Below are 22,730 nucleotides of genomic sequence, written 5' to 3' on the forward strand. Positions count from 1 at the left end.
CGACGCGCGGGGCAGGCGAGGGCTCAGCTGTTCACCCCTTCGTGCGAACGCTCGATGGCGCGCTTGTAGGCGTCGCGGCCTGTGGTGCGGGCGAGGTAGGCCTGTTCGGCGTCGCCCAGGGTGATGCCGCAGTTCCGTTGGCCCAGGTTCAGGGCGTAGGTCACCGAGATGTCGGCGGCGGTGAAAGCGTCGCCTGCGAGATAAAGCGAGCTTGCAAGCCGTTGGCTGACCAGCTTCAGCCGTTTCTGGAACGACCGCAGGGACCAGGTGGCGCCCCAATTCTCCCGCTCGGCCTCGGGCGCGATGAAGCGGCTGACGATGACGGGCATCATCAGGGTCGCGAGGCCGGCTTCGCCCAGGTGCAGAAACTGCTGATAGGCGGCGAAGGTCGGATCGTCCGGCGCGGGCGCCAGCGGCGTCGGCCCGTACCGCGCCATCAGATACTCCATGATCGCGATCGACTCGACCATAGTGACGTCGCCGTCCTGGATCGCCGGGATGTAGTCGGCGGGGTTGACCGCGAGAAACTCGGGATCCTGCTCGGCGGCCAGCATGTCCACCTGCCGCACGCGGTAGGGGAGGCCCATCTCCTCCAGCACCCAGACGACCCGGATCGATCGCGACGTCTGTCCGCCCCACACAATGATCATGCGCCGGTCCTTCCCAGTGTGACTGAGGATCGATCGTAGCGAAGCTTATATGGCGCTGTCATCCCAGACATTCGCGAAACCTAGCTTCGGCGACATTCGCTTTCCACGCCAAAGCGACGTCTCATCCCTCGATCGGCAGGTCCGTCGTCTGCTTCACCGTCTTGAGCGAGAAGCTGGAATTGACCGCCGCGACGCCGGGCAGGTGGAGGAGGATCTTCTTCAGGAAACGGTCGTAATCCTCGATGCTGCGGCACAGGATGCGCATGAGATAGTCGCTCTCGCCGCTCATCGAGAAGCAGGAGACCACTTCCGGGTGGCTGCGCACCGCCTCCTCGAACCGGTCGAGCGTGTCGCCATCATGATGGCTGAGGCGGACATGGGCGAAGACGTCGACCACGAAGCCGAGCCGCTTGGCATCGAGGATCACGGCGCGGCCGGCGATGAAGCCGTCATTCTCCAGTGCTTTCAGGCGCCGCCAGCAGGGGGTTTGCGAGAGGCCGATGCGCTCGGCGAGGGCGCTGACGGTGATGTCCGGTTGAGCCTGCAGAACGGCCAATATCTTCCGATCGAATGCATCCAGAGAATGATGTTCCAACACAAAGCCTTTCTGTGGAACCGTTTTCCGGATTTATCCATTTTGTCGACCGAGAAAGCAATGTTGTTTCGCACCGCTCTGTGAGACAATCGATGGACAAGATTTACTATGGAGAGTCCCCGAGATGAGGAATGACGCGTCCTTCTCTCTCCACATTCCCGAGCCGGACGCTCGTCCGGGCGGGATTCCCGATTTCTCGCATCTTCACCTGCAGCCGGCCGGCGCGACCGCGCGGCCCGCGCCGGACACGAGCGGCATCGCTCTGCGCGATCTGCCGTTCAGCTTCGTGCGCGTGCTGGACGAGGACGCACGGGCGGTCGGCCCGTGGGCGCCGGCGATCCCGGTCGAGACGATGCTGCGCGGCCTGCGCGCCATGATGCTGACGCGCATCTTCGACGATCGCATGTTCCGCGCCCATCGCCAGGGCAAGACCAGCTTCTACATGAAGTCGACCGGCGAGGAGGCCATACCGGTGGCCCAATCCCTGCTGCTCGGCGCCGGCGACATGTGCTTCCCCACCTATCGGGTGCTCGGCTGGCTGATGGCGCGGGATTATCCGCTGCATGATCTGGTCAATCAGATCTTCTCCAACGAGAAGGATCCGCTGCATGGCCGTCAGCTGCCGATCCTCTATTCGGCGCGCGCGTACGGCTTCTATTCGCTCTCCGGCAATCTCGGCAGTCGCATGAACCATGCGGTCGGCTGGGCGATGGCATCGGCCTACAAGAATGACGACAAGCTGGCGCTCGCCTATGTCGGCGACGGGACGACGGCGGAGGGCGACTTTCACGAGGCGTTGACCTTCGCCTCGGTCTATCATGCCCCCGCGATCCTCTGCATCACCAACAATCAGTGGGCGATCTCGAGCTATTCGGGCTTTGCCGGGGCACAGGAAGCACCGCTCGGCGCGCGGGCGGTCGGCTATGGGCTGCCGGGGCTTCGGGTCGACGGCAATGACTTCCTCGCCATCTGGGCAGCGACGCAATGGGCGATCGAGCGGGCGCGGGCGAACATGGGCGCGACCCTGATCGAGTTCGTGACCTATCGTGTCGCGGGCCATTCGACCTCCGACGACCCGACGAAGTATCGGCCCAGCGACGAGGCGAACCACTTTCCGCTCGGCGATCCGCTCGACCGGCTCAAGCGCCATCTCGTCACGCTCGGGCATTGGGACGAGGAACGCCATGCCGCGCTGACCCATGAGCTGGACGGACAAGTGCGCGCGGCGATGAAGGATGGCGAGGCGATCGGGACGCTCGGCAAGTCCAAGCCGCCGGTCAGCGAGATGTTCGAGGGCGTGTTCAAGAAACCCGACTGGCGGGTGATCGAGCAGCGCCGCGAGATGGGGGTGTAGGAGATGACCGACACCTATCCTCTGACGGCGTCGGCGGAGAGAGCCTGACCTATGCCCACAATGAACATGATCCAGGCGCTCAACAGCGCGCTCGACGTGATGCTGGAGCGCGACCCGGACGTGCTGCTGTTCGGCGAGGATATCGGCTATTTCGGCGGCGTCTTCCGCGTGACCGATGGCCTGCAGGCCAAGCATGGTAAGACGCGCTGCTTCGACACGCCGATCGCCGAGGGCGGCATCATCGGTGCCGCGATCGGCATGGGCGCCTATGGCCTGCGCCCGGTCGCGGAGATCCAGTTCGTCGACTATATCCTGCCGGCCTACGACCAGCTCGTCTCCGAGGCGGCGCGGCTGCGTTATCGCTCGGGCGGTGAGTTCTGGGCGCCGATCACGGTGCGCTCGCCTTATGGCGGCGGCATCTTCGGCGGGCAGACGCACAGCCAGTCGCCCGAGGCCCTGTTCGCGCATGTCGTCGGCCTCAAGACGGTGATCCCGTCCAATCCCTATGATGCCAAGGGGTTGCTGATCTCGTCGATCGAGGATGACGATCCGGTCATCTTCATGGAGCCCAAGCGTATCTACAATGGCCCGTTCAACGGCCGCCACGACGAGCAGCTCAAGAGCTGGGCGGGCGATCCGACCGCCGAGGTGCCCGAGGGGCACTATACCGTGCCGCTCGGCAAGGCGGCGATCGTGCGAGAGGGCAAGGAGGCGACCGTGCTCGCCTATGGCACGATGGTGCATGTGGCGAAGGCGGGGATCGAGGACAGCGGCGTCGACGCCGAGCTGATCGACCTGCGCTCGATCGTGCCGCTCGACATCGAGACGATCACCGCCTCGGTCGCCAGGACCGGGCGCTGCGTGATCCTGCACGAGGCAACACGGTTTGCCGGCTTTGGCGGCGAGCTCTCGGCCTTGATCCAGGAGCGCTGCTTCTGGGCGCTCAAGGCGCCGATCGCACGGGTGGCGGGCTGGGACACGCCCTATCCGCATGCCTTCGAGCTGGACTATCTGCCGGGACCGGGGCGCCTTGCCGCCGCGCTCCTCAAGGTGATGGAGGACTGAGCATGGGGCGCTACCTCTTCCGTTTGCCCGACATTGGCGAGGGCGTCACCGAGGCCGAGATCGTCGCCTGGCATGTGAAGGCCGGGGATCGCATCCGCGAGGATGACAATCTCGCCGACGTGATGACCGACAAGGCGACGGTCGAGATGACCTCGCCGGTCGATGGCACGGTGACGGCGGTGCATGGCGATGTCGGCGCGATGCTGCCGGTGGGCGCGGTGCTGGTCGAGCTGGAGGTCGAGGGGGAGGGGAATGTTGCGGGCGATGTGAAGGAGCCCGGCAAGACCGCCAATGACGAACCTGCTCCCCTCCCTGACGAGGGAGGGGTTGGGGGTGGGTCTTCAGCATCTCCTGCCACGAGCAACCCGCCTGTGGCGGCACCCACCCCTAGCCCCTCCCTTGAAAGGGAGGGGGACAAGAAAAGGGCGACGCCTAAGATCGACATTCCCATCGGGCGCAAGGAGGCGTTTGCCGCGCCGGCCACGCGCCGCCGTGCGCATGCGCTGGGCATTCCGCTGCAGTTCGTGCCGGGCACGGGGCCGGGCGGGCGTATCCTGCCTTCCGATCTCGACGATTTCATTGCCTCGGGCGGCATGGCACGGGCGCCGGGAGGGCTCGCCGCGCGGACCGGCGGGGAGGACATCAAGATCGTCGGCCTGCGCCGCCGCATTGCGGAGAAGATGCAGGAGGCCAAGCGCCGCATCCCGCACATCGCCTATGTCGAGGAAGTCGATGTCACGGAGCTGGAGGCGCTGCGTGCGGCGATGAACGCCAGGCCGGCCGAGGGGGCGCCGCGCCTGACGATGCTGCCCTTCCTGATCCGCGCCCTGGTCAAGGCCCTGCCGGACTTCCCGCAGGTCAATGCGCGGTTCGACGATGACGCCGGGGTGCTGCACGTCTCCGAGGGCGTGCATGTCGGCATCGCGACGCAGACGCCCGCCGGCCTGATGGTGCCGGTGATCCGCCATGCCGAGGCGATGAGCCTCGCCGAGCTGGGGCGCGAGATCGGCCGGCTGTCGGCGGCGGCGCGCGACGGGACGGCCAAGCGCGAGGAAATGGCGGGATCGACGATCACGATCACCTCGCTCGGCCCGCTCGGGGGCATTGCGACGACGCCGATCATCAATCATCCCGAAGTGGCGATCATCGGGCCGAACAAGATCGTCGAGAAGCCGGTGGTGCAGGGCCAGTTCGTCAGCGTGCGCAAGGTGATGAACATCTCCTCCTCCTTCGATCACCGCATCGTCGATGGCTATGACGCGGCGCAGTTCATCCAGGCGCTCAAGCGGCTGATCGAGCATCCGGCGTTGATCTTCATGGGAGACGCGGCATGAGCAAGACGCTGCGCCCCAGGGTGCTGATCGTCGGCGGCGGGCCGGGCGGCTATGTCGCGGCGATCCGCGCCGGGCAGCTCGGGCTGGAGACGGTGCTGGTCGAGGCGGAGAAGCCCGGCGGCACCTGCCTCGTCAAGGGCTGCATTCCCTCCAAGGCGATCATCCATGCCGCCGGCCTCTACGAGGAGATGGTGCGCGCGAGCGGGGAGGCGGGACATCTCGGCATCAAGCTGGGCGCGGCGCCAACGCTCGACCTGGCCGCAACGATGCGCTGGAAGGACGGCGTGGTCGATCGGCTGACCGGCGGCGTCGCCGGACTGCTGCGGCGCGCGCATGTGACGGTGCTGACCGGCTGGGCGACCTTCGCCGACGCCAAGACCTGCACGGTCGCGACGGCGGACGGCGCGGTGAAGATCGAGCCGGAGCATGTCATCCTCGCCACCGGATCGCTGCCGGTTGAGCTGCCGTTCCTGCCCTTCGGCGGCAATATCCTGTCTTCAACCGAGGCGCTGTCGCTGACCGAATTGCCGCGGACGCTGGCGGTGGTCGGTGCGGGCTATATCGGCCTGGAGCTGGGCATCGCCTTCGCCAAGCTCGGCGTGCGCGTGGCGCTGGTCGAGGCGGCCGAGCGCATCCTGCCGCTCTATGACGAGGCGCTGACTCGGCCTGTGGCCGAGTGGCTGCACAAGCATGATGTCGAAATGCATCTGCAGGCCAAGGCGCTCGGCACCTCGGCGCGCGGGCTTGACATCGAAACGGCGAGGGGTGACCGCTTCACGATTCCCGCCGAGAAGATCCTGGTCACGGTCGGCCGCAAGCCGAACCTGGAAGGCTGGGGCTTCGAGGCGATGGCGATCGAGATGGACGGGCGCTTCATCAGGGTGGACGAGCGCTGCGCCACCTCGACGCGCAATGTCTGGGCGATCGGCGACGTGACCGGCGAGCCGATGCTGGCGCACCGGGCCTCGGCGCAAGGCGAGATGGTGGCGGAGATCATCGCAGGCAAGACGCGGCGGTTCGATCCGGCGGCGATCCCGGCGATCTGCTTCACCGAGCCGGAGATCGTCTCGGTCGGGCTGGACAGGCCGGGCGAGGAGCATGTCGTCGGGCAATTCCCGTTCATGGCCAATGGCCGCGCGCTGTCGATGGATGCGGGCGAGGCGGGCACGTTCGTGCGCACGATCGCCGAGACGAATAGCGGGCGGATCGTTGGGATTCAGGGGGTCGGGACGCATATCTCCGAACTGGCCGGAGAGTTCGTGACGCTCGTCGAGATGGGTGCGACCCTGGAGGATGTGGCGGGGATCATCCACGCGCATCCGACGCTGGGCGAGGCGGTGCACGAGAGCGCGCTGAAGGCGCTGGGTCATGCCATCCACATCTGAGGCCGAGACGCTCCCCTCCGAGCAGCCGACGATCCGGGTGACGGCGATGCCGGCGGATGCGAATTTCTATGGCGATATTTTCGGCGGGTGGCTGGTCGGGCAGATGGACCTGGCGGCGAGCGCGCTGGCGTCGCGGCGGTCGAAGGGGCGGGCGGTGCTGGCGTCCATGGAGCGGATCGATTTTCACCGGCCGGTGAAGGTCGGTGACGAGGTCTCCATCTATACGCGAATGGACGACGTCGGGCGCAGTTCGATGCGGATCGCGGTCGAGGCCTGGACGCGGGATCGCAACGGGGAGGAGGTCGCCAAGGTCACCTCGGCCCTGATCACCTTCGTGGCGATCGGCGAGGATGGGCGGCCGCGCGCGGTAGTCCGGGGCTGAGCGCGGACGCGCAGCCCCGGTGACCGGTCAGAAGCGGTAAGCGACGCCGGCCAGAACCTGATGCCGCTCGAACTTGCGGTCGTCATAGCCAAGATCGCTGTAGCGATATTCGACGCGGGCCGAGACATTCTCGAGCAGCTTGCGCTCTACGCCGCCGCCGACGAACCAGCCGTCCAGCGTGCGCTGATTGCTGATCGTGGAATTGGCGACCGTGCTGGTGAAGCGGGCACGGCTATTCTCGTAGCCGCCGCGAACGTAGAGCAGATTGTCGCCGCCGACGACATAGCCGGCGCGGGCCGACAGGTCGAAGCTGTGGAGCGGATCGATCTGGGCGGCATTGGCGCCGGAGGGGCCGATGCGATCGCTGGCGCCGAGCGAGAAGCCGCCTTCCGCGCCGAGCACGATGTTGGGCGCGACTTCGTGATCATAGCCGGCGAACACGCCGCCAACGACGCTGTCCTTCTTGTCGGCGATGGCGATGTCGTGATTCCAGCCGGCCTGGACGCCGACATAGGGACCCTGGAAGCTCTGTGCCGACGCTGCGGCGGGCACGAGCGAAGAGGCCGCCAGAACGGCGGTGAGCAGGGTGCGGTACATTGTGTTTTCCTTTCCTTGGGGCGCACGACGGCTCCGCCGGCCTCGCATGCGAGACGACGCGCCAGTCACCCCCTTTGGTGGTGGGCCTTGGATGAACGGACTGAAGCTGGGCGCCTCATTCCATACCGATCGATATAGTATTCTGCGCCGGGCCGTTCAAGGCTTATTTGTGTACCGATCGATATTTTTCCAGAGGGGCGGGAATATTTTTCTTTTCAACGGGATGAAGTGGTGTGCGGCTTCGACCGGTTGAACGCCTTGGAGAAAGCCCCTCCCTCGGACGGGAGGAGTGAAGCGGCGGCGCGCGCAAGCACGTGCTGGGCCTGGATGAGATGGGGGCGGTCGATCATCTTGCCGTCGAGCGCGAGGGCGCCGGCGCCGGGATTGTCGGCGAAGGCGGCGATGATGGCTTGCGCCCTGGCGATCTCCCCGGCGCCGGGGGTGAAGCCGGCGTTGATGACCGCCACCTGCGCCGGGTGGATGGCGAGCATGGCGGTAAAGCCGTCGCGCGCGGCGCGGGCGACATAGGCGGCGAGGCCGGACTCGTCCCTGATCGCGGGAAAGACCGTGTCGATGGCGGGCACGGCGGCGGCATGGGCGGCGAAGAGGGTGAGGCTGCGGACCAGTTCATAGGGCGCGGTGTAGCGCCCGTCCTCCTCCCGCGAGGTGGCGGCGCCGATGGCGGCGGGGAGATCCTCCGCGCCCCAGCTGAGGCCGGCGAGGCGATCGGCACAGGCGCGGTAGCTGCCGAGCTCGAAGATGGCGGCGGGGGTCTCGGTGGCGATCGGGATGATCGGCGCGTCGAGATCGCCGAGCAGGCTGTCCAGCGTGGCGATGGACTCCGCGCCTTCCGCCTTGGGCAGCATGATCGCATCCGGCGCGATGCGGCGCAGGCAGGCGATGTCGGCGTCGATCTGGTCACTGCCGAGGGGATTGACGCGCACGATCGCGGGGACGTCGCGCTCGCTCGCCAGCCAGTCCGCCACGGCCTTGCGCGCGTCCGCCTTGCGCGCCGGCACGACGCTGTCCTCCAGATCGAGGATGATCGCGTCCGCGCCGCTCGCCGCCGCCTTGGCGAAGCGCTCCGGCCGGTCGCCCGGCACGAACAGGAGCGAGCGCAAGTGCCTCATGCGGCGGGCTTCTTATGGAGCAGGGCGGTGCGCAGGCACTGGCAGACGATCTCGTCGCGCTGATTATAGACGCGATGCTCCCAGGTGGCGATGCCTGCGGTCGGCCGCGACTTGCTGTCGCGCAGGGCTGTCACCCTGCTCTCGCAGCGCAGCGTGTCGCCGATGAACACCGGCTTGGGCAGCACAACCTTGTCGAAGCCGAGATTGGCGACCAGGCAGCCATGCGTCGTGCCCTCGACCGAGAGGCCGACCATCAGGCTGAAGGTGAAGGTCGAGTTGACCAGGATCTGGCCGAACTCGCTCGCCTTCGCCGCCTCGATGTCGAGATGCAGCGGCTGGGGATTGTGGGTCAGCGTCGACCAGAGGAGATTGTCGGTCTCGGTGACGGTGCGGCGGATCGGGTGGACGATGACGTCGCCGATGGTCAGCTCGTCGAAATAGCGGGCGGTCATGAGGAGACTCCGTCAAGCGTGAGTTTGAAGCCGGCATGGCTCCTGGCGAAGCCGAGCCGCTCGTAGAAGCGATGCGCATCGATCCGCACGCTGTTGGAGGTGAGCTGGACGAGATGGCAGCCACGCGCGCGGCAGCGCTCGACCGCCCAGCCGATGAACCGGGCGCCGAGGCCCTGGCCGCGCAGGCCCCGGGCGATGCGCACCGCCTCGATCTGGCCGCGCCACGCGCCGCGATAGGAGAGGCCGGGGAGGAAGCTCAGCTGCAGCGTGCCGATGATCGCGCCGTCCAGCGCGGCGATGACGAGCTGCTGGTTCGGGTCCGAGTCGATCGCCTCGAACGCGCGCAGATAGCCCTCGTCGAGCGGGATCGAGGCATCCTCACGCACGGAACCGAGCGCATCGTCCGCCAGCATGGCGACGATGGCGGGAAGGTCCGCTACGGTCGCGTCGCGAATGATGAGGCTTTTCAAGGGCATGGCGGCGATCTTCTCTAACCTCGCACGTGTGATGCATATGAATATTATAAAAACTTCTATATTTCAGTGTGTTGTATGATCGGTCATAGCGGAAACATCACGAATAGGACAGACGACGGACTATTCCTCCGGCTTTGGCTCGATCCGCGCCAGCAACGCCTCCACTTGCACCTGCGCGCCGGCGACGGCGTTGAGCTCGGCGACGGTGCCGTCGAAGGGGGCGGTAAGGCTGTGCTCCATCTTCATGGCTTCGAGGGTGAGGAGCTTCTGGCCCCTGGTGACGGCGTCGCCCGCCGCGACGTCGACCGCGATGATACGGCCGGGCATGGGGGCGAGGATGGTGCCGTTGCCAGCCGATGCGGTGGCGGAGCCATAAATGGCGTAGGGCTTGAACGCGAATGTGAAGCCCAGCTCGGGAACGATAGCCCAGCCGTCCTGTCGCTGAACGAATGCCGGATCAACGCCATTGCCCAGTTCAAAGGTGTGGATATTCCCGTGTTGATCGATCAGCCGTGCTGTCAGAACCGACGGGCCGTTCAATCGGAATCCGTTGTCGATGCTCCATGCTGTTGAGCCGCCCCGATCGACCAGGTCGCAGGCGGTGAAGGTCTGATTGTCCGAGGCCCGGTCAAGAACTCTCATAGCGGCATTCAAGATGCCCGCCGCCGGCTCAGGCTCAGCAGTGAGCGTCTCGATATTTCTCTCGATCAGCCCCGTATCCACCCGGCCTTCGAGAAAGGCTTCTTCGCGAAGAAGCCCGACGAGAAAGCCGGCATTGGTCTGGACCGGCCAGATGGCGCAATTCAGGAGCTCTCCTACAACGTCTTCCGCTGCTTCTGTCCGGTCAGCAGCGTGGCCGATGATCTTGGCGATCATCGGATCATAAAATGGGCTGATCTCACCGCCTCGCTCCACACCGGTGTCGATGCGGGCAGAGCTTCTGAAGCGATCGAGATCGAACACCGCAAGTCGCCCCGTGCTCGGCAGGAACCCCTTGGCTGGATCCTCGGCATAGAGCCGCGCCTCGATGGCATGGCCGTTGATCGACAGCTCCTCCTGCCGCTTGGGCAGCGGCTCGCCGGACGCGACGCGCAATTGCCACTCCACCAGATCGACGCCGGTAATCTCCTCCGTCACCGGATGCTCGACCTGCAGGCGGGTGTTCATCTCCATGAACCAGATGCGATCGGCGGAGAGGCCGGAGCTGGCATCGGCGATGAACTCGATGGTGCCGGCGCCGACATAGTCGACCGCCCTGGCGGCGCGGACGGCGGCGGCGCAGATGGCCTCGCGGGTGGCCGGGTCCATGCCGGGGGCGGGGGCTTCCTCGATCACCTTCTGGTGGCGGCGCTGGAGGGAGCAATCGCGCTCGAAGAGGTGGACGATGTTGCCGTGGGTGTCGCCGAACACCTGCACCTCGATATGGCGCGGCGAGAGGATATACTTCTCGAGCAGCACGCGGTCGTCGCCGAAGGAGGAGGCGGCCTCGCGCTGGCAGGAGGCGAGGGCATCGACGAAATCCTCGGGCGCGTCGACGCGGCGCATGCCCTTGCCGCCGCCGCCTGCCACGGCCTTGATGAGGATCGGGTAGCCGATCGCGTCGGCCTCGGATTGCAGGCGCGTGGGCGACTGGTCCTCGCCGAGATAGCCGGGCGTGACGGGGACGCCGGCGGCGATCATGCGCGCCTTGGCGGCGTCCTTGAGGCCCATGGCGCGGATGGAATCGGGGCGGGGGCCGACCCAGACGAGGCCGGCGTCGAGGACGGCCTGGGCGAAGTCGGCATTCTCGCTGAGGAAGCCGTAGCCGGGGTGGATGGCCTCTGCCCCGGTGGCCCTGGCGGCGGCGATGATCTTCTCGCCGACGAGATAGGACTCGCGCGCCGGGGAGGGGCCGATATGGACGGCCTCGTCGGCGCTGCGGACGTGAAGCGCGTTGGTGTCGGCATCGGAATAGACGGCGACGGTGCGCAGCCCCAAGCGCCGCGCGGTGCGGATGATGCGGCAGGCGATCTCGCCGCGGTTGGCGATGAGGAGGGAGGTCAGCATGAGCGCCTTTTCGCCGCGTTGAGTGGGACCCCTCCGTCAGCCCTGCGGGCTGCCACCTCCCCGTTCCGGGGAGGATTTGGGGCGGACAATTCCTCCCCGGAACGGGGAGGGGGACCGCCGGCCGCAGGCCGGTGGTGGAGGGGGCTTCGGGCGTGGCATGTCATGACGATGTGCGTCACGACGGCTTCCAAGGTCTTCAGGACATCCTTGGCGGGGATGCGCAGGGTCTGGAAACCTGCGGCAAGCAATGCCGCGTCGCGTCGTTCGTCGCGCTCGGGTCTGTCGCGCCGCTCATGGGCTTCGCCGTCCACTTCGATCGCGAGGCGGGCTTCGAGGCAGGCAAAGTCGATGATGTAACCGGCTTGCGGGAACTGGCGGCGGAATTTTAGGTTGCCGGGGCGTTTGCGCAGGGCCTGCCAGAGAAGGACTTCCGGGAGCGACATGTCCTGGCGGAGGTGGCGGGCGCGTTTTACCTGTTTGATCGGCGACGAGAGGACTTGCGGGACCCCTCCACCACCCTTTGGGTGGTCCTCCCCGTGCCGGGGAGGAATTGGTGCGGCGCTCTCCCTCACATCCGGAACAGCCCGAAGGCTGCCCTTTCGGGGATCGGCGCGTTCAGGGTCGTGGCGAAGGCGAGGCCGAGGACGTCGCGGGTCTGCGCCGGGTCGATGATGCCGTCGTCCCAGAGGCGGGCGGTGGCGTACCAGGGGTCGCCTTCCTCCTCGAATTTCGCGCGGATCGGGGCCTTGAAGGCTTCGGCCTGCTCGGGGGTCCAGTCGGCGGCGTCGCGGTTGACCGTGGCGAGGACGCTCGCGGCCTGTTCGCCGCCCATGACGCTGATCCGGCTGTTCGGCCAGCTGAACAGGAAGCGGGGGGAATAGCCGCGACCGGCCATGCCGTAATTGCCGGCGCCGAAGCTGCCGCCGATCAGGACTGTGATCTTGGGCACCTGCGCGGTGGCGACGGCGGTCACCAGCTTCGCGCCATGTTTTGCAATGCCTTCCGCCTCATATTTGCCACCGACCATGAAGCCGCTGATGTTCTGGAGGAAGAGCAAAGGCGTGCGGCGCTGGCAGGCGAGCTCGATGAAATGGGCGCCTTTCTGTGCGCTTTCGGAGAAGAGCACGCCGTTATTGGCGAGGATCGCGACCGGCATGCCCCAGATATGGGCGAAGCCGCAGACCAGGGTGGAACCGTAGAGCGCCTTGAACTCGTGGAACTCGCTGCCGTCGACGATGCGGGCGATGACCTCGTGCACGTCATAGGGCGCGCGGACATCCTGGGGGATGATGCCGTACAGCTCTTCGGGCGCGTATTTGGGCGGGCGCGGGTCGATCAGGGGGATGTCGGGCGCGCGATCGGCGGGGAGGTGGCTGATAATGTCGCGCACGATGGTCAGGGCATGCTCGTCATTCTCGGCGAGATGATCGGCGACGCCGGACCTGCGGGCGTGGAGCTCGCCGCCGCCCAGATCCTCGGCGCTGATCTCCTCGCCCGTTGCGGCCTTCACCAGCGGCGGCCCGGCGAGGAAGATGGTGCCTTGCCCGCGCACGATCACGCTTTCGTCGGACATGGCCGGGACATAGGCGCCGCCCGCGGTGCAGAAGCCCATGACGCAGGCGATCTGGGCGATGCCCTGCGCGGACATGTTGGCCTGGTTGAAGAAGATGCGGCCGAAATGGTCGCGGTCCGGGAAGACCTCGCTCTGGTGGGGCAGGTTGGCGCCGCCTGAGTCGACGAGGTAGATGCAGGGGAGGCGATTTTCCTGCGCGATTTCCTGGGCGCGCAGATGCTTCTTCACGCTGAGCGGATAATAGGTGCCGCCCTTCACGGTGGCGTCGTTGACGGCGATCATGACCTGCCGGCCGGCGACGCGGCCGATACCCGCGACGATGCCGGCGCCGGGGACCTCGCCGTCGTAGAGTCCGTGCGCGGCGAGCTGGCCGATCTCGAGGAACGGGCTGCCGGGATCGAGCAGGCGCTCGACGCGCTCGCGGGGGAGGAGCTTGCCGCGCGCCGTGTGACGTTCGCGGGCGCGCTCGCCGCCGCCGAGGGCGGCGGTCGCGACATCGGCATAGAGGCGATCGCGCAGGGCCTTGTTGTGGGCGGCGCGGGCGGCGAAGTCGTCGCTGGCCGTGTCGACGGAAGTAGGGAGGACGGGGCCGGTCATGATTGATCCTCCCTGAGCTTGCTCGGGGAGGGGGACCGCTCGCGCAGCGAGTGGTGGAGGGGAAAGGGCGCAACGCCGCTTCGCGGCACCCCTCCACCGCTTTCGGCGGTCCCCCTCCCCAAGCGAGCTTGGGGAGGAACTTGTGTGGTGCTCATGTCGCGACGCTCCGCAGGCGGGCGAGCAGGGCGCGCCAGAGGGGGATGGTGAAGAGGGCGATCTGGCTGATCGCGGGGATCACGAAGGCCAGCGCGACCGCCAGCAGCGAGGCGATGATGACCGAGAGAGCGCGGGCGCGCAGGTCGCGCAGATGGGGCGGGAAGGGCGTGCCCTTCTCATGCGCCTGATCGGTCGCGACGAAGATGACCCAGGCGTTCAGCACGGCCAGCGCGGTGAGGGTGACGTTGTAGAAGATGGCGGGCACTTCCTCGCCGAGATTGAGGCTGAGGAAGCCGGTCGCGAAGGGCATGAAGGCGATGACCATCAGGAAGGCCATGTTGGGCACGAGAACGCGGGGGTCATAGGCGGTCATCGTGCCGAGCGCGCTATGATGGCCCACCCAGAAGCGGCCAATGACGGCGAAGCTCAATGCGAAGCCGAAAAATTCCGGGCCGAGCTCGGCCAGCGCATGCCAGGCATTCTGCCCGGCCTGCAGATGCGGCGGGTGAATCTCGATGATCAGCAGCGTGATCGCGATGGCGATCACCGCGTCGGAGAAGAAGATCAGCCGCTCCAGCCGGTGGTCGTTGACCGCCGTGCCATTCTTTCCCCCTGCGCTCATGCCGGCTCCTTCTTGCGGATCAGGTAGCGATAGACGCCGGTGGCATTGATAAGCAGCAGCGCGACATTCTGCCAGCCGATCCCTTCGCTCTCGGGCTGGAGGAAGCCCCAGGCGATGAGCGCGAGCGAACTGGTGACGAACAGGACGAAGGCCCAGCCCGTGACGCGCCGGCCGAAATCGAGCGCGACGACGAGCGCGGCGATCGTGGCGGCGGCGGCGCCGTAATATTGGAGCGCGGTGAGGAGGGTCTGGGACACCTCAGATCCTCCCCGGAACGGGGAGGGGGACCGTTCGCGCAGCGAATGGTGGAGGGGGCTTCGGCGCGGCGTTTGGAGGAGACCCCTCCGTCAGCCCTTCGGGCTGCCACCTCCCCGTGCCGGGGAGGAGCTGGGTTCCTCTCCTCACGCTCCCACCAGCTCGCGGCCGATCAGCATGCGGCGGATCTCGTTGGTGCCGGCGCCGATGTCGAGCAGCTTGGCGTCGCGCAGATAGCGCTCGACCGGCCAGTCGGTGGTGTAGCCGGCGCCGCCCAGCGCCTGCACGGCTTCGAGGGCGACTTTCACGGCATTCTCGGAAGCGAGGAGGATGGCGCCGGCGGCGTCGAAGCGGGTGGTCTGGCCGGCATCGCAGGCCTTGGCGACGGCATAGACATAGGCGCGGGCGGAATTGAGCGCGACATACATGTCGGCGATCTTGGCCTGCATGAGCTGGAAGGCGCCGATCGGCTGGCCGAACTGCTTGCGCTCGCGGACATAGGGCAGGACCGTGTCGAGGCAGGCCTGCATGATGCCGAGCTGGATGCCGGAGAGGACGACGCGCTCATAGTCGAGGCCGGACATCAGCACTTTGACGCCGTTGCCGACGCCGCCCATGACATTCTCCTCGGGCACGTGGCAGTCATCGAACACCAGCTCGGCGGTGGGCGAACCGCGCATGCCCATCTTCTCGATCTTCTGCCCGATCGAGAAGCCCTCCATGCCCTTCTCGATCAGGAAGGCGGTGATGCCGCGCGATCCGGCGGCCGGGTCGGTCTTGGCATAGACGACGAGCGTCTCGGCGTAAGGCGCGTTGGTGATCCAGAATTTGGTGCCGTTGAGCACATAGCCGCCCTGCACGCCCTCTGCGCGCAGCTTCATGCTGACAACATCGGAGCCCGCCCCGGCCTCCGACATGGCGAGGCTGCCGACATGGGCGCCGCTGATCAGGCCGGGGAGATATTTCGCCTTCTGCTCGGGGCTGCCCCAGCGGGCGATCTGGTTGATGCAGAGATTGGAGTGCGCGCCATAGGACAGGCCGACCGAGGCGGACGCGCGACCGATCTCCTCGCAGGCGATGACATGCTCGAGATAGCCGAGGCCCAGGCCGCCATCCTCTTCCTTCACGGTGATGCCATGGAGGCCCAGTTCACCCATTTCGCGCCAGAGATCGACCGGGAACCAGTCCTCGCGGTCGACGCGCGCGGCGATCGGCGCGATGCGGTCGGCGGCGAAGCGACGGCAGCTCTCGCGGATCATGTCCGCCGTCTCGCCGAGCGAGAAATCCAGTTGCTCCATGCGGCCTCTCCATCTGCCTGCGATTGCGCGGCCTTTTAGCTGCCAGGGGAGGTCTGCGCAATTTTATTTCACGAATGGCTGAGGCGCAGTTGCTTGCGCGAAAGGAGGGGAGGACGGCATTTTCTTGCGTGATCCGCGCCCGCCTTCCTCAACAGAAAGGTTAAGATATTAAAGGGGAGCGGAGCTTCAAGATGGAGCCAAGCCCTCCTATTTGCTCAACGCCTGGGTGATGGCGGCGGGCGGGACCGGCTTGATGAAGATGTCCTGCGGCTTCACGCTCTCGATGCGGGCGATAGAGAGATTTTCCTTCGAGCCGGTGACGAAGATGAATTTGGTCCTGGGCAGCTTGGCGAGCACTTCGCGGGCGACATCCACGCCGTCGCGTTGTTCGCCCAGGCGCAGGTCCATCAGCACATAATCGGGCTTCTCGCCGAGGATCATCTTCAGGGCCGACGGGACGCCATGGGCGACGCCGACGACCTGCGATCCGCTATCCTCGCAAATCTTGCGCAGGTGCCATGCGATCAGCACCTCGTCATCGACGATTACAACGCGCTTGGCTGGTGACATTCTATTCTCCCGGAAAAAATATGCAGAAGAATCAAGGGCCATGCAAGCGATGTGATCATCCGCGCACAGATAAAGTGCCGCTTGTCTTTCAATTCGATTGGCTTCAAAGTTACAAAGTCAACTTCGGCGCAGGAAGGCCGCGTCGCACTGGAGAGGGAGAAAATTCATGTCAAAGATCGCGATCCTCGGCGCCACCGGCAATGCCGGCCAGCGTCTCGTCACCGAAGCGCTGAGCCGTGGCCACACGGTCACCGGCCTGTCACGCCATGCCGACGAGCAGGCGCCGCGCGACGGCGTGACCTGGGTGAAGGCCGATGTCGACGAGGTCGACGCGACGGCGGCGAAGCTCGCCGGCCATGACGCGGTGATCCTCTCCATGCCGTTCAAGTCGCTCAACTTCCAGAACGTGTTCGACGTCGCCAGGAAAGCGGGCGCCACGCTCTATGTCGTGGGCGGCGCGGCCAGCCTGAAGAACGACGAAGGCGTCGTGCTGCTCGACACGCCGGGCTTCCCCGATTTCGTCACGGTCGAGGCCGGGCCGGCGCGTGTGTTCCTCGATCAGCTCAAGGCGGGGCAGGGCTTCGACTGGACGTTCCTCTCGCCGTCCATGTTCTTCGGCCCCGGCGAGCGCACCGGCAAGTTCCGCCTCGGCAAGGACGATCTGCTGACCGCCGCCGACGGCAAGAGCTCGATCAGCTATGAGGATTTCGCGGTCGCGCTGATCGACGAGATCGAAGCCCCCAAGCACAAGAACGAGCGCTTCACCGTCGGTTACTGATCGAACGTGCGGCGCGCGGGTCCCTCATCGGGCAAGCGCGCCGGATCGTCGGGATTCCGTGCCGAAACGAGACAGGGTTCAAGCGTGTCCCGGTTGGTTAAGTCGGTAGCGAATCCGCCCGTTTCTGGTAAATAAGGCCTTATCAATCTGACGTGGGAGTCAAATCATGATGAAGAGCCTTGCGCTGTTTTGCGCGCCAGTGGTGCTTGCCGCCGTTCCGGCCAGTGCCGCCAACCTGATCGTCAATGGCGATTTCGAGTCCGGTTATGATCTGACCATTCCGGGCTGGCAGGTGCTGGCCAATTCGCAGGCGCCCTTCATCCCCGAGACGATCCGCATCCTGAAGGGCTCGGACTATCAGGCGTGCTGCAACACGGCGGGCGCCGGTTCCTCGGCAGGCGCGCTGGCCAATCAGTTCGCGACTTTCGGCGCGGGCAATGTCGCCAACAATGCGCGGCTCTACCAGTCGTTCAACGCGGTAGCCGGCGTCTATACGCTGGAATTCGATCTGGGCGCGATCCAGGGCACGCAGCGCATGGCGCTGTCGCTCTATGACTTCGCGTCGAGCAGCTATGTGGTTGTCGACTTCCCGTTCGTGACCGGCGGGCAGAATCTCGACACGCTGTTCACGCACTTCTCCTACACGTTCACCACGGCCGGTGGCCGCCTCGACCTGCAGTTCGACAATTATCTGTCGGACACGACCGATGTCGATGCGTTCCTCGACAATGTGCGCGTAAGCGGCGCCGTTCCCGAGCCGGCGACCTGGGCGATGATGATCGGCGGCTTCGCGCTGGCCGGCACGGCGATGCGTCGTCGCAAGGCCGCCGTCAGCTTCGCCTGATCGCATTGGTGCATTGAAAAAGGGCGTGGCTCGGGAGCACCGGGCTGCGCCCTTTCATTTTGGCTTGCCGTCGGGACGGTCAGGCGACCCAGCGCGCGGCGGCATCGCCCGTGTCGGGTGGCGTGGTGTTGAAGGCGATCGCGCTGTCCGGCGCCGCCTTGTGAACCGCATTGACGATCGTTTCGAAGAGCAGCAGCGACTTGGCCGGCAGGCGGACGCCGGCACCGATGACGACGCAGTCATAGCGGTTCGCGTGCAGGTGCGCTGTGACCGCCGGGCCGGCCGTCTCGTCGGGATGGAGGAGGCAGACTTGCGCCTCCCAGCCGCGCTCGCGCATCTGCTTGAGGGCGAGGTCGATGCCGGCCTGGATCTTCTGCGCCGTCATGCCGGGTGGCAGGGCGGGATCGGAAAAGTCGACCGTCTCAGGCAGCAGGCCCACCAGCAAAACGCGCGCCATGAGGATTCGTCTCCCGATTGGTGGCACGGTTTTAGTTTCCTCGCCCCTGAAAGGGGAGAGGATAGGGGAGCTTGCGACCGCAGGTCGGCTAGCGGACCTTGGAGAGGGGTGAAGAGCGCATCGTCGCGGCCCCCTCTCCAACTTCGCCTAACTCGCTTCGCTCGCAAGGCTGCGTATCCTCTCCCCATTCTGGGGCGAGGATAGGATGGGCTCACCAGGGCGCGGCTTCGGTCTCGAACGAGAAGTCGGGGCGCGGGGTCCAGGTGCCGTCGAAGCAGTCGGGCGAGCCGGAGTCGGCGATGACGATGCGCTTCTTGATCTTCCAGACCCCGTCGAGGCGGACCAGCCAGTCAAACTCGCGGCCCTGCTCGATGTAGCGGGGCGGGCCCTTGATCGTGTCGTTGAGCTGCTGCGTCCAGAGCAGCGAGCAGGTCGCCCGGTCGCCGTCCACCTTGATGAGGAAGTTGGTGAGCTGCATGTGGAACTTGCCGGTGAGGCGCGGCTTGGCGGCACCGACCATCTTGTAGAGCGCGAGCAGTTCGTCCGCATTGGTGGCGATCGCGCCGTTGATGTCGAGGTAGAAGTCGGGCGCGAAGAAGCCGGTCAGGCCGGCATGATCCTTGGAGCGGCCATAGCCGAAATAAGCGTGGAATATCTCCTCGATCGCGATGCGGTCCTCCAGCGCCTGCACGCGCGCCGCGAGATCATCCCTGGTCTGTGCCTCTGCCACGACTCCAACTCCTTATCATGTTCAGTTTTTCCTACAGCCAGCAGGGCGGGGCTGGCAAGCGGGATGATTTCGTCCACTCGCCTTTTGGGTTGCCCGAATCGAAGCGAGGCACCAACAGGTGCTGGGTTCCGGGCGCGCTGCGTCCAGAGAGCGGAGAGAGACTGATGAAAACACGCGCCGCGGTGGCCTTCGAGGCGAAGAAGCCGCTGGAGATTGTCGAGCTCGACCTCGAAGGCCCGAAGGCGGGCGAGGTGCTGGTCGAGATCATGGCGACGGGCATCTGCCACACCGATGCCTATACGCTGGACGGCTTCGACAGCGAGGGCATCTTCCCGAGCGTGCTGGGCCATGAGGGCGCCGGCATCGTGCGTGAGGTGGGCGCGGGCGTGACCTCGGTCGTGCCGGGCGACCATGTCATCCCGCTCTACACGCCGGAATGCCGCCAGTGTAAGTCCTGCCTCTCGGGCAAGACCAATCTCTGCACGGCGATCCGCGCGACGCAGGGCAAGGGGCTGATGCCGGACGGGACGAGCCGCTTCAGCTACAAGGGCCAGACCATCTTCCATTATATGGGCTGCTCGACCTTCTCGAACTTCACCGTGCTGCCCGAGATCGCGGTGGCGAAGATCCGCGAGGACGCGCCGTTCAAGACGAGCTGCTACATCGGCTGTGGCGTGACGACGGGCGTCGGCGCGGTCATCAACACCGCCAGGGTGCAGGTCGGCGACAATGTCGTGGTGTTCGGCCTGGGCGGCATCGGCCTCAACGTGATCCAGGGCGCGCGGCTTGCCGGCGCGGGCAAGATCATCGGCGTCGACATCAATCCCGATCGCGAGGAATGGGGCCGCAAGTTCGGCATGACCGAGTTCCTCAACAGCAGGGGCATGAGCCGTGAGGATGTGGTCGCGCGGATCGTCGCGATGACCGACGGCGGCGCGGACTATACGTTCGATGCGACCGGCAACACCGAGGTGATGCGCACGGCGCTCGAGGCGTGCCATCGCGGCTGGGGGACGAGCATCATCATCGGTGTGGCCGAGGCCGGCAAGGAGATCAGCACGCGGCCGTTCCAGCTCGTCACCGGGCGCAACTGGCGCGGCACGGCCTTCGGCGGCGCCAAGGGCCGCACCGACGTGCCCAAGATCGTCGACATGTACATGACCGGGAAGATCGAGATCGACCCGATGATCACGCATGTGATGGGACTGGAGGAGATCAACACCGCATTCGACCTCATGCATGCCGGCAAGAGCATTCGCTCTGTCGTGGTCTATTGAGGCGATGTTCCGCAGCGTGGTCCTGGGGTCGAACGACATCGACCGGTCGAAGCGTTTCTATGACGTGGTGATGGGTGTGCTTGGCGTCGCGCCCCCAGAGCTCAATTTCCGCGGTGCGCTGGTCTATCGCCACAAGGGCGCGGCGCTCATGATCACGCGACCGCTCGACGGCAACGCCGCGACCGCGGCCAATGGCAATACGGTTGCGATCACGCTCGACAGCCCGGACCAGGTGCATGCCTGGCAGGAGGCCGGCGTGGCCGCCGGCGGCACCGCGATCGAGGATCCGCCGGGCCTGCGCAGCTACCCGAGCGGGCAAGTCTATTCGGCTTATCTGCGCGATCCGGACGGCCACAAGCTTTGCGGCATCTGCCCCATTGAACCCTGATTATTTTCACTCAACCACCACCAAGGAGAGATAGTATGGCATTCACACACGTCATGGTCGGCGCGACGGACCCCGCCAAGGGCAAGGCCTTTTATGACGCGACGCTCGGGGCGCTGGGCTGGCCGGCAGGCCACGAGTTCCGTCCCGGCGTCATCTTCTATTCGCACGACGGCGCGGCGTTCGGCGTCGGCAAGCCGGCGGACGGCGAAGCGGCGACCCATGCCAATGGCGGCACGATCGGCTTCGCCGCCCAGACCAAGGAGCAGGTCGACGCGTTCCACGCCGCTGGCCTCGCCAATGGCGGCACCTGCGCCGGCGAGCCGGGCAAGCGTCCGGGCGCGCCGGGCAATGCGTATGGCGCCTATCTGCGCGATCCGACCGGCAACAAGATCTGCACCTTCTGCCAGCTTCCGGCGGACGCCTGATCTTCTGACCTGAGGGGAGAAGCCATGTTCAGCCATATCGTGGTCGGCGCCGACGACGTTGCGGCCTCGAAAGCCTTCTACGATGCGGTGCTCGGTGTCCTCGGCGTGCAGCCGGGGACACTCGATGCCAGAGGGCGGGCCCTCTACATGAAGGACGGGCTGATCTTCCTGGTGACGCCGCCCATCAATGGTGCGCCGGCGACGCATGCCAATGGCGGCACGATCGGCTTTTCCGCCTCTTCGCCCGAGCAGGTCGACGCCTGGCATGCCGCCGGGGTCACCCATGGCGGCACGCCCATCGAGAATCCGCCGGGCGTGCGCGAAAATCCCTTGTTCAAGCTCTATCTCGCTTATCTGCGTGACCCGGCCGGCAACAAGCTGTGCGCCACGCATCGCATGGGATGACGTCATGACGCTGGAGACGCTCTCGACCAACAAGGCCTTTGGCGGGGTGCAGGGCGTCTATCGGCATGACTCCCGGGAGACGGGGACGGCGATGACATTCGCCGTCTTCATTCCCGATCATGCGCCGGGCGAGAAGCTGGCGGTGCTCTGGTATCTGTCCGGCCTCACCTGCACCCACGCCAACGTCATGGAGAAGGGCGAATATCGCGCGGCCTGCGCGGCGGCGAAGATGATCTTCGTGGCGCCCGACACCTCGCCGCGAGGGGAGGGTGTGCCGGACGATCCCGAGGGGAAATATGACTTCGGACTGGGCGCGGGCTTCTATGTCGACGCGACGCAGGCGCCGTTCGCGAAGAATTACCGCATGCGCAGCTACATCGAGCGCGAGCTGCCGGTGGTGATGGCGGCCAATTTCCCGGTCGACATGCGCCGGCAGGGGATCATGGGGCACAGCATGGGTGGCCATGGCGCGCTGACGATCGGCCTGCGCAATCCCGACACATTCCGGTCCGTCTCGGCCTTCGCGCCGATCGTCGCGCCGGGCCAGGTGCCATGGGGAGAGAAGGCGCTGGCCGGCTATCTGGGCGCGGATCGCGCGGCCTGGGCCGGCTATGATGCGGTGGCGCTGATGGAGGGCGGCGCGCGCGTCGCCGATATCCTCGTCGATCAGGGCGATGCCGACCAGTTTCTCGACGAGCAATTGCGCCCGAGCCTGCTGGAGCGCGCCTGCAACGCGGCCGGGCAGAAGGCGACGATCCGCCTGCAGCCGGGCTATGACCATAGCTATTATTTCATCTCGACCTTCATGGCCGAGCATGTGCGCTGGCATGCGGAGCGGATGCGTTAACCAGCCCCTCCCGTTGAGCTTCGCTCGCCTTCGGCTCAGGGG

General features: G+C 66.1%; 27 protein-coding genes. 12 read left to right on the plus strand and 15 right to left on the minus strand.

Going from position 1 to position 22,730, the window contains the following annotated elements; all coding sequences use genetic code 11:
* Nucleotides 1-23: 23 nt before the first annotated feature.
* Nucleotides 24-650 carry a glutathione S-transferase family protein gene (locus tag KK488_RS14525; RefSeq protein WP_214624417.1) on the minus strand — a complete coding sequence of 209 codons (627 nt, stop codon included), beginning with the start codon at nucleotides 648-650 and terminating at the stop codon, nucleotides 24-26.
* Between the two features lie 121 nt (nucleotides 651-771).
* A complete protein-coding gene (locus tag KK488_RS14530; RefSeq protein ID WP_349356901.1) occupies nucleotides 772-1,248 on the minus strand; it encodes an Lrp/AsnC family transcriptional regulator in 477 nt (158 codons plus the stop codon).
* Between the two features lie 121 nt (nucleotides 1,249-1,369).
* On the opposite strand from KK488_RS14530, the gene KK488_RS14535 reads away from it, so the two are divergent.
* Genes KK488_RS14535 through KK488_RS14555 form a run of 5 tightly spaced genes read left to right on the plus strand, consistent with a single transcriptional unit; the run spans nucleotide 1,370 to nucleotide 6,765 of the window.
* Complete coding sequence (locus KK488_RS14535; protein WP_214624418.1) at nucleotides 1,370-2,599, plus strand: thiamine pyrophosphate-dependent enzyme; 1,230 nt, start codon at nucleotides 1,370-1,372, stop codon at nucleotides 2,597-2,599.
* Nucleotides 2,600-2,659: 60 nt separating this feature from the next.
* The gene (locus tag KK488_RS14540) at nucleotides 2,660-3,664 is read left to right on the plus strand and encodes an alpha-ketoacid dehydrogenase subunit beta (protein WP_284732210.1); all 1,005 of its coding nucleotides are present in this window, start codon (nucleotides 2,660-2,662) and stop codon (nucleotides 3,662-3,664) included.
* 2 nt (nucleotides 3,665-3,666) lie between these two features.
* Entirely contained in the window at nucleotides 3,667-4,998 is a 1,332-nt protein-coding gene (locus tag KK488_RS14545) for a dihydrolipoamide acetyltransferase family protein (protein ID WP_214624420.1), read from the plus strand.
* Complete coding sequence (lpdA, locus tag KK488_RS14550; RefSeq protein WP_214624421.1) at nucleotides 4,995-6,383, plus strand: dihydrolipoyl dehydrogenase; 1,389 nt, start codon at nucleotides 4,995-4,997, stop codon at nucleotides 6,381-6,383. Before KK488_RS14545 ends, lpdA begins: the two co-directional genes overlap by 4 nt.
* Nucleotides 6,367-6,765, plus strand: a complete 399-nt coding sequence (locus tag KK488_RS14555; RefSeq protein WP_214624422.1) for an acyl-CoA thioesterase — start codon at nucleotides 6,367-6,369, stop codon at nucleotides 6,763-6,765. Before lpdA ends, KK488_RS14555 begins: the two co-directional genes overlap by 17 nt.
* 27 nt (nucleotides 6,766-6,792) lie before the next feature.
* Here the strand turns inward: KK488_RS14555 and KK488_RS14560 are convergent, their stop codons facing one another.
* The 11 genes from KK488_RS14560 to KK488_RS14610 form a co-directional block, all read right to left on the minus strand.
* Nucleotides 6,793-7,362, minus strand: a complete 570-nt coding sequence (locus KK488_RS14560) for an outer membrane protein (protein ID WP_214624423.1) — start codon at nucleotides 7,360-7,362, stop codon at nucleotides 6,793-6,795.
* Nucleotides 7,363-7,577: 215 nt separating this feature from the next.
* Nucleotides 7,578-8,492: an HpcH/HpaI aldolase/citrate lyase family protein gene (locus KK488_RS14565; RefSeq protein WP_214624424.1), complete on the minus strand. Its 915-nt coding sequence runs from the start codon at nucleotides 8,490-8,492 to the stop codon at nucleotides 7,578-7,580.
* A complete protein-coding gene (locus KK488_RS14570; protein WP_214624425.1) occupies nucleotides 8,489-8,944 on the minus strand; it encodes a MaoC family dehydratase in 456 nt (151 codons plus the stop codon). The genes KK488_RS14565 and KK488_RS14570 overlap by 4 nt, the downstream gene beginning before the upstream one ends.
* Nucleotides 8,941-9,420, minus strand: a complete 480-nt coding sequence (locus KK488_RS14575) for a GNAT family N-acetyltransferase (RefSeq protein WP_214624426.1) — start codon at nucleotides 9,418-9,420, stop codon at nucleotides 8,941-8,943. The genes KK488_RS14570 and KK488_RS14575 overlap by 4 nt, the downstream gene beginning before the upstream one ends.
* Nucleotides 9,421-9,540: 120 nt before the next feature.
* Nucleotides 9,541-11,466, minus strand: coding sequence for an acetyl/propionyl/methylcrotonyl-CoA carboxylase subunit alpha (locus tag KK488_RS14580; protein WP_214624427.1), 1,926 nt, complete (start codon nucleotides 11,464-11,466; stop codon nucleotides 9,541-9,543).
* On the minus strand, nucleotides 11,460-11,909 hold the full coding sequence (locus tag KK488_RS14585; RefSeq protein WP_214624428.1) for an endonuclease domain-containing protein: 450 nt from the start codon (nucleotides 11,907-11,909) through the stop codon (nucleotides 11,460-11,462). Before KK488_RS14585 ends, KK488_RS14580 begins: the two co-directional genes overlap by 7 nt.
* A gap of 125 nt (nucleotides 11,910-12,034) precedes the next feature.
* Nucleotides 12,035-13,636, minus strand: coding sequence for a carboxyl transferase domain-containing protein (locus KK488_RS14590; RefSeq protein ID WP_214624429.1), 1,602 nt, complete (start codon nucleotides 13,634-13,636; stop codon nucleotides 12,035-12,037).
* A 151-nt stretch (nucleotides 13,637-13,787) separates the two neighbouring features.
* Entirely contained in the window at nucleotides 13,788-14,414 is a 627-nt protein-coding gene (locus KK488_RS14595) for a TMEM175 family protein (protein ID WP_214624430.1), read from the minus strand.
* Entirely contained in the window at nucleotides 14,411-14,671 is a 261-nt protein-coding gene (locus KK488_RS14600) for a hypothetical protein (RefSeq protein ID WP_214624431.1), read from the minus strand. Before KK488_RS14600 ends, KK488_RS14595 begins: the two co-directional genes overlap by 4 nt.
* Before the next feature lie 144 nt (nucleotides 14,672-14,815).
* On the minus strand, nucleotides 14,816-15,967 hold the full coding sequence (locus tag KK488_RS14605) for an isovaleryl-CoA dehydrogenase (protein WP_214624432.1): 1,152 nt from the start codon (nucleotides 15,965-15,967) through the stop codon (nucleotides 14,816-14,818).
* 207 nt (nucleotides 15,968-16,174) lie between these two features.
* The gene (locus KK488_RS14610; RefSeq protein WP_214624433.1) at nucleotides 16,175-16,537 is read right to left on the minus strand and encodes a response regulator; all 363 of its coding nucleotides are present in this window, start codon (nucleotides 16,535-16,537) and stop codon (nucleotides 16,175-16,177) included.
* A 166-nt stretch (nucleotides 16,538-16,703) separates the two neighbouring features.
* Here KK488_RS14610 and KK488_RS14615 point away from each other — a divergent pair, with 166 nt between their 5' ends.
* On the plus strand, nucleotides 16,704-17,315 hold the full coding sequence (locus KK488_RS14615; RefSeq protein ID WP_214624434.1) for an NAD(P)-dependent oxidoreductase: 612 nt from the start codon (nucleotides 16,704-16,706) through the stop codon (nucleotides 17,313-17,315).
* A 166-nt stretch (nucleotides 17,316-17,481) separates the two neighbouring features.
* Entirely contained in the window at nucleotides 17,482-18,159 is a 678-nt protein-coding gene (locus KK488_RS21425; protein ID WP_250890454.1) for a PEPxxWA-CTERM sorting domain-containing protein, read from the plus strand.
* 79 nt (nucleotides 18,160-18,238) lie between these two features.
* On the opposite strand, the gene KK488_RS14625 is transcribed toward KK488_RS21425, so the two are convergent.
* Nucleotides 18,239-18,616 (minus strand): hypothetical protein, encoded by a 378-nt coding sequence (locus KK488_RS14625; protein ID WP_214624435.1) that lies wholly within the window; start codon nucleotides 18,614-18,616, stop codon nucleotides 18,239-18,241.
* Between the two features lie 211 nt (nucleotides 18,617-18,827).
* Nucleotides 18,828-19,346, minus strand: coding sequence for a nuclear transport factor 2 family protein (locus KK488_RS14630; protein WP_214624436.1), 519 nt, complete (start codon nucleotides 19,344-19,346; stop codon nucleotides 18,828-18,830).
* Between the two features lie 164 nt (nucleotides 19,347-19,510).
* Between KK488_RS14630 and KK488_RS14635 the strand changes: the two genes are divergently transcribed.
* The 5 genes from KK488_RS14635 to fghA are packed head-to-tail and all read left to right on the plus strand — an operon-like array spanning nucleotide 19,511 to nucleotide 22,688.
* Nucleotides 19,511-20,623, plus strand: a complete 1,113-nt coding sequence (locus KK488_RS14635) for an S-(hydroxymethyl)glutathione dehydrogenase/class III alcohol dehydrogenase (RefSeq protein ID WP_214624437.1) — start codon at nucleotides 19,511-19,513, stop codon at nucleotides 20,621-20,623.
* 16 nt (nucleotides 20,624-20,639) lie between these two features.
* Nucleotides 20,640-21,011 (plus strand): VOC family protein, encoded by a 372-nt coding sequence (locus KK488_RS14640; protein ID WP_349356902.1) that lies wholly within the window; start codon nucleotides 20,640-20,642, stop codon nucleotides 21,009-21,011.
* Between the two features lie 35 nt (nucleotides 21,012-21,046).
* The gene (locus tag KK488_RS14645; protein WP_250890456.1) at nucleotides 21,047-21,436 is read left to right on the plus strand and encodes a VOC family protein; all 390 of its coding nucleotides are present in this window, start codon (nucleotides 21,047-21,049) and stop codon (nucleotides 21,434-21,436) included.
* 24 nt (nucleotides 21,437-21,460) lie between these two features.
* Nucleotides 21,461-21,841, plus strand: a complete 381-nt coding sequence (locus KK488_RS14650) for a VOC family protein (protein WP_214624439.1) — start codon at nucleotides 21,461-21,463, stop codon at nucleotides 21,839-21,841.
* 4 nt (nucleotides 21,842-21,845) lie between these two features.
* Nucleotides 21,846-22,688 (plus strand): S-formylglutathione hydrolase, encoded by an 843-nt coding sequence (gene fghA / locus KK488_RS14655; protein ID WP_214624440.1) that lies wholly within the window; start codon nucleotides 21,846-21,848, stop codon nucleotides 22,686-22,688.
* The last annotated feature ends 42 nt before the right edge of the window (nucleotides 22,689-22,730 follow it).

The organism is Sphingobium nicotianae, from assembly GCF_018603885.1.
Taxonomy (GTDB): domain Bacteria; phylum Pseudomonadota; class Alphaproteobacteria; order Sphingomonadales; family Sphingomonadaceae; genus Sphingobium; species Sphingobium nicotianae.

Bases quoted from the DNA above. Each gene is read 5' to 3' on its own strand.
- KK488_RS14590 (WP_214624429.1), bottom strand. From the start codon at position 13,636: ATGACCGGCCCCGTCCTCCCTACTTCCGTCGACACGGCCAGCGACGAC.
- KK488_RS14580 (WP_214624427.1), bottom strand. From the start codon at position 11,466: ATGCTGACCTCCCTCCTCATCGCCAACCGCGGCGAGATCGCCTGCCGC.
- KK488_RS14605 (WP_214624432.1), bottom strand. From the start codon at position 15,967: ATGGAGCAACTGGATTTCTCGCTCGGCGAGACGGCGGACATGATCCGC.
- KK488_RS14595 (WP_214624430.1), bottom strand. From the start codon at position 14,414: ATGAGCGCAGGGGGAAAGAATGGCACGGCGGTCAACGACCACCGGCTG.
- KK488_RS14565 (WP_214624424.1), bottom strand. From the start codon at position 8,492: ATGAGGCACTTGCGCTCGCTCCTGTTCGTGCCGGGCGACCGGCCGGAG.
- KK488_RS14635 (WP_214624437.1), top strand. From the start codon at position 19,511: ATGAAAACACGCGCCGCGGTGGCCTTCGAGGCGAAGAAGCCGCTGGAG.
- lpdA (WP_214624421.1), top strand. From the start codon at position 4,995: ATGAGCAAGACGCTGCGCCCCAGGGTGCTGATCGTCGGCGGCGGGCCG.
- KK488_RS14535 (WP_214624418.1), top strand. From the start codon at position 1,370: ATGAGGAATGACGCGTCCTTCTCTCTCCACATTCCCGAGCCGGACGCT.
- KK488_RS14650 (WP_214624439.1), top strand. From the start codon at position 21,461: ATGTTCAGCCATATCGTGGTCGGCGCCGACGACGTTGCGGCCTCGAAA.
- KK488_RS14575 (WP_214624426.1), bottom strand. From the start codon at position 9,420: ATGCCCTTGAAAAGCCTCATCATTCGCGACGCGACCGTAGCGGACCTT.
- KK488_RS14545 (WP_214624420.1), top strand. From the start codon at position 3,667: ATGGGGCGCTACCTCTTCCGTTTGCCCGACATTGGCGAGGGCGTCACC.
- KK488_RS14645 (WP_250890456.1), top strand. From the start codon at position 21,047: ATGGCATTCACACACGTCATGGTCGGCGCGACGGACCCCGCCAAGGGC.
- KK488_RS14615 (WP_214624434.1), top strand. From the start codon at position 16,704: ATGTCAAAGATCGCGATCCTCGGCGCCACCGGCAATGCCGGCCAGCGT.
- KK488_RS14555 (WP_214624422.1), top strand. From the start codon at position 6,367: ATGCCATCCACATCTGAGGCCGAGACGCTCCCCTCCGAGCAGCCGACG.
- KK488_RS21425 (WP_250890454.1), top strand. From the start codon at position 17,482: ATGATGAAGAGCCTTGCGCTGTTTTGCGCGCCAGTGGTGCTTGCCGCC.
- KK488_RS14540 (WP_284732210.1), top strand. From the start codon at position 2,660: ATGAACATGATCCAGGCGCTCAACAGCGCGCTCGACGTGATGCTGGAG.
- KK488_RS14625 (WP_214624435.1), bottom strand. From the start codon at position 18,616: ATGGCGCGCGTTTTGCTGGTGGGCCTGCTGCCTGAGACGGTCGACTTT.
- KK488_RS14560 (WP_214624423.1), bottom strand. From the start codon at position 7,362: ATGTACCGCACCCTGCTCACCGCCGTTCTGGCGGCCTCTTCGCTCGTG.
- KK488_RS14585 (WP_214624428.1), bottom strand. From the start codon at position 11,909: ATGTCGCTCCCGGAAGTCCTTCTCTGGCAGGCCCTGCGCAAACGCCCC.
- fghA (WP_214624440.1), top strand. From the start codon at position 21,846: ATGACGCTGGAGACGCTCTCGACCAACAAGGCCTTTGGCGGGGTGCAG.
- KK488_RS14570 (WP_214624425.1), bottom strand. From the start codon at position 8,944: ATGACCGCCCGCTATTTCGACGAGCTGACCATCGGCGACGTCATCGTC.
- KK488_RS14610 (WP_214624433.1), bottom strand. From the start codon at position 16,537: ATGTCACCAGCCAAGCGCGTTGTAATCGTCGATGACGAGGTGCTGATC.
- KK488_RS14525 (WP_214624417.1), bottom strand. From the start codon at position 650: ATGATCATTGTGTGGGGCGGACAGACGTCGCGATCGATCCGGGTCGTC.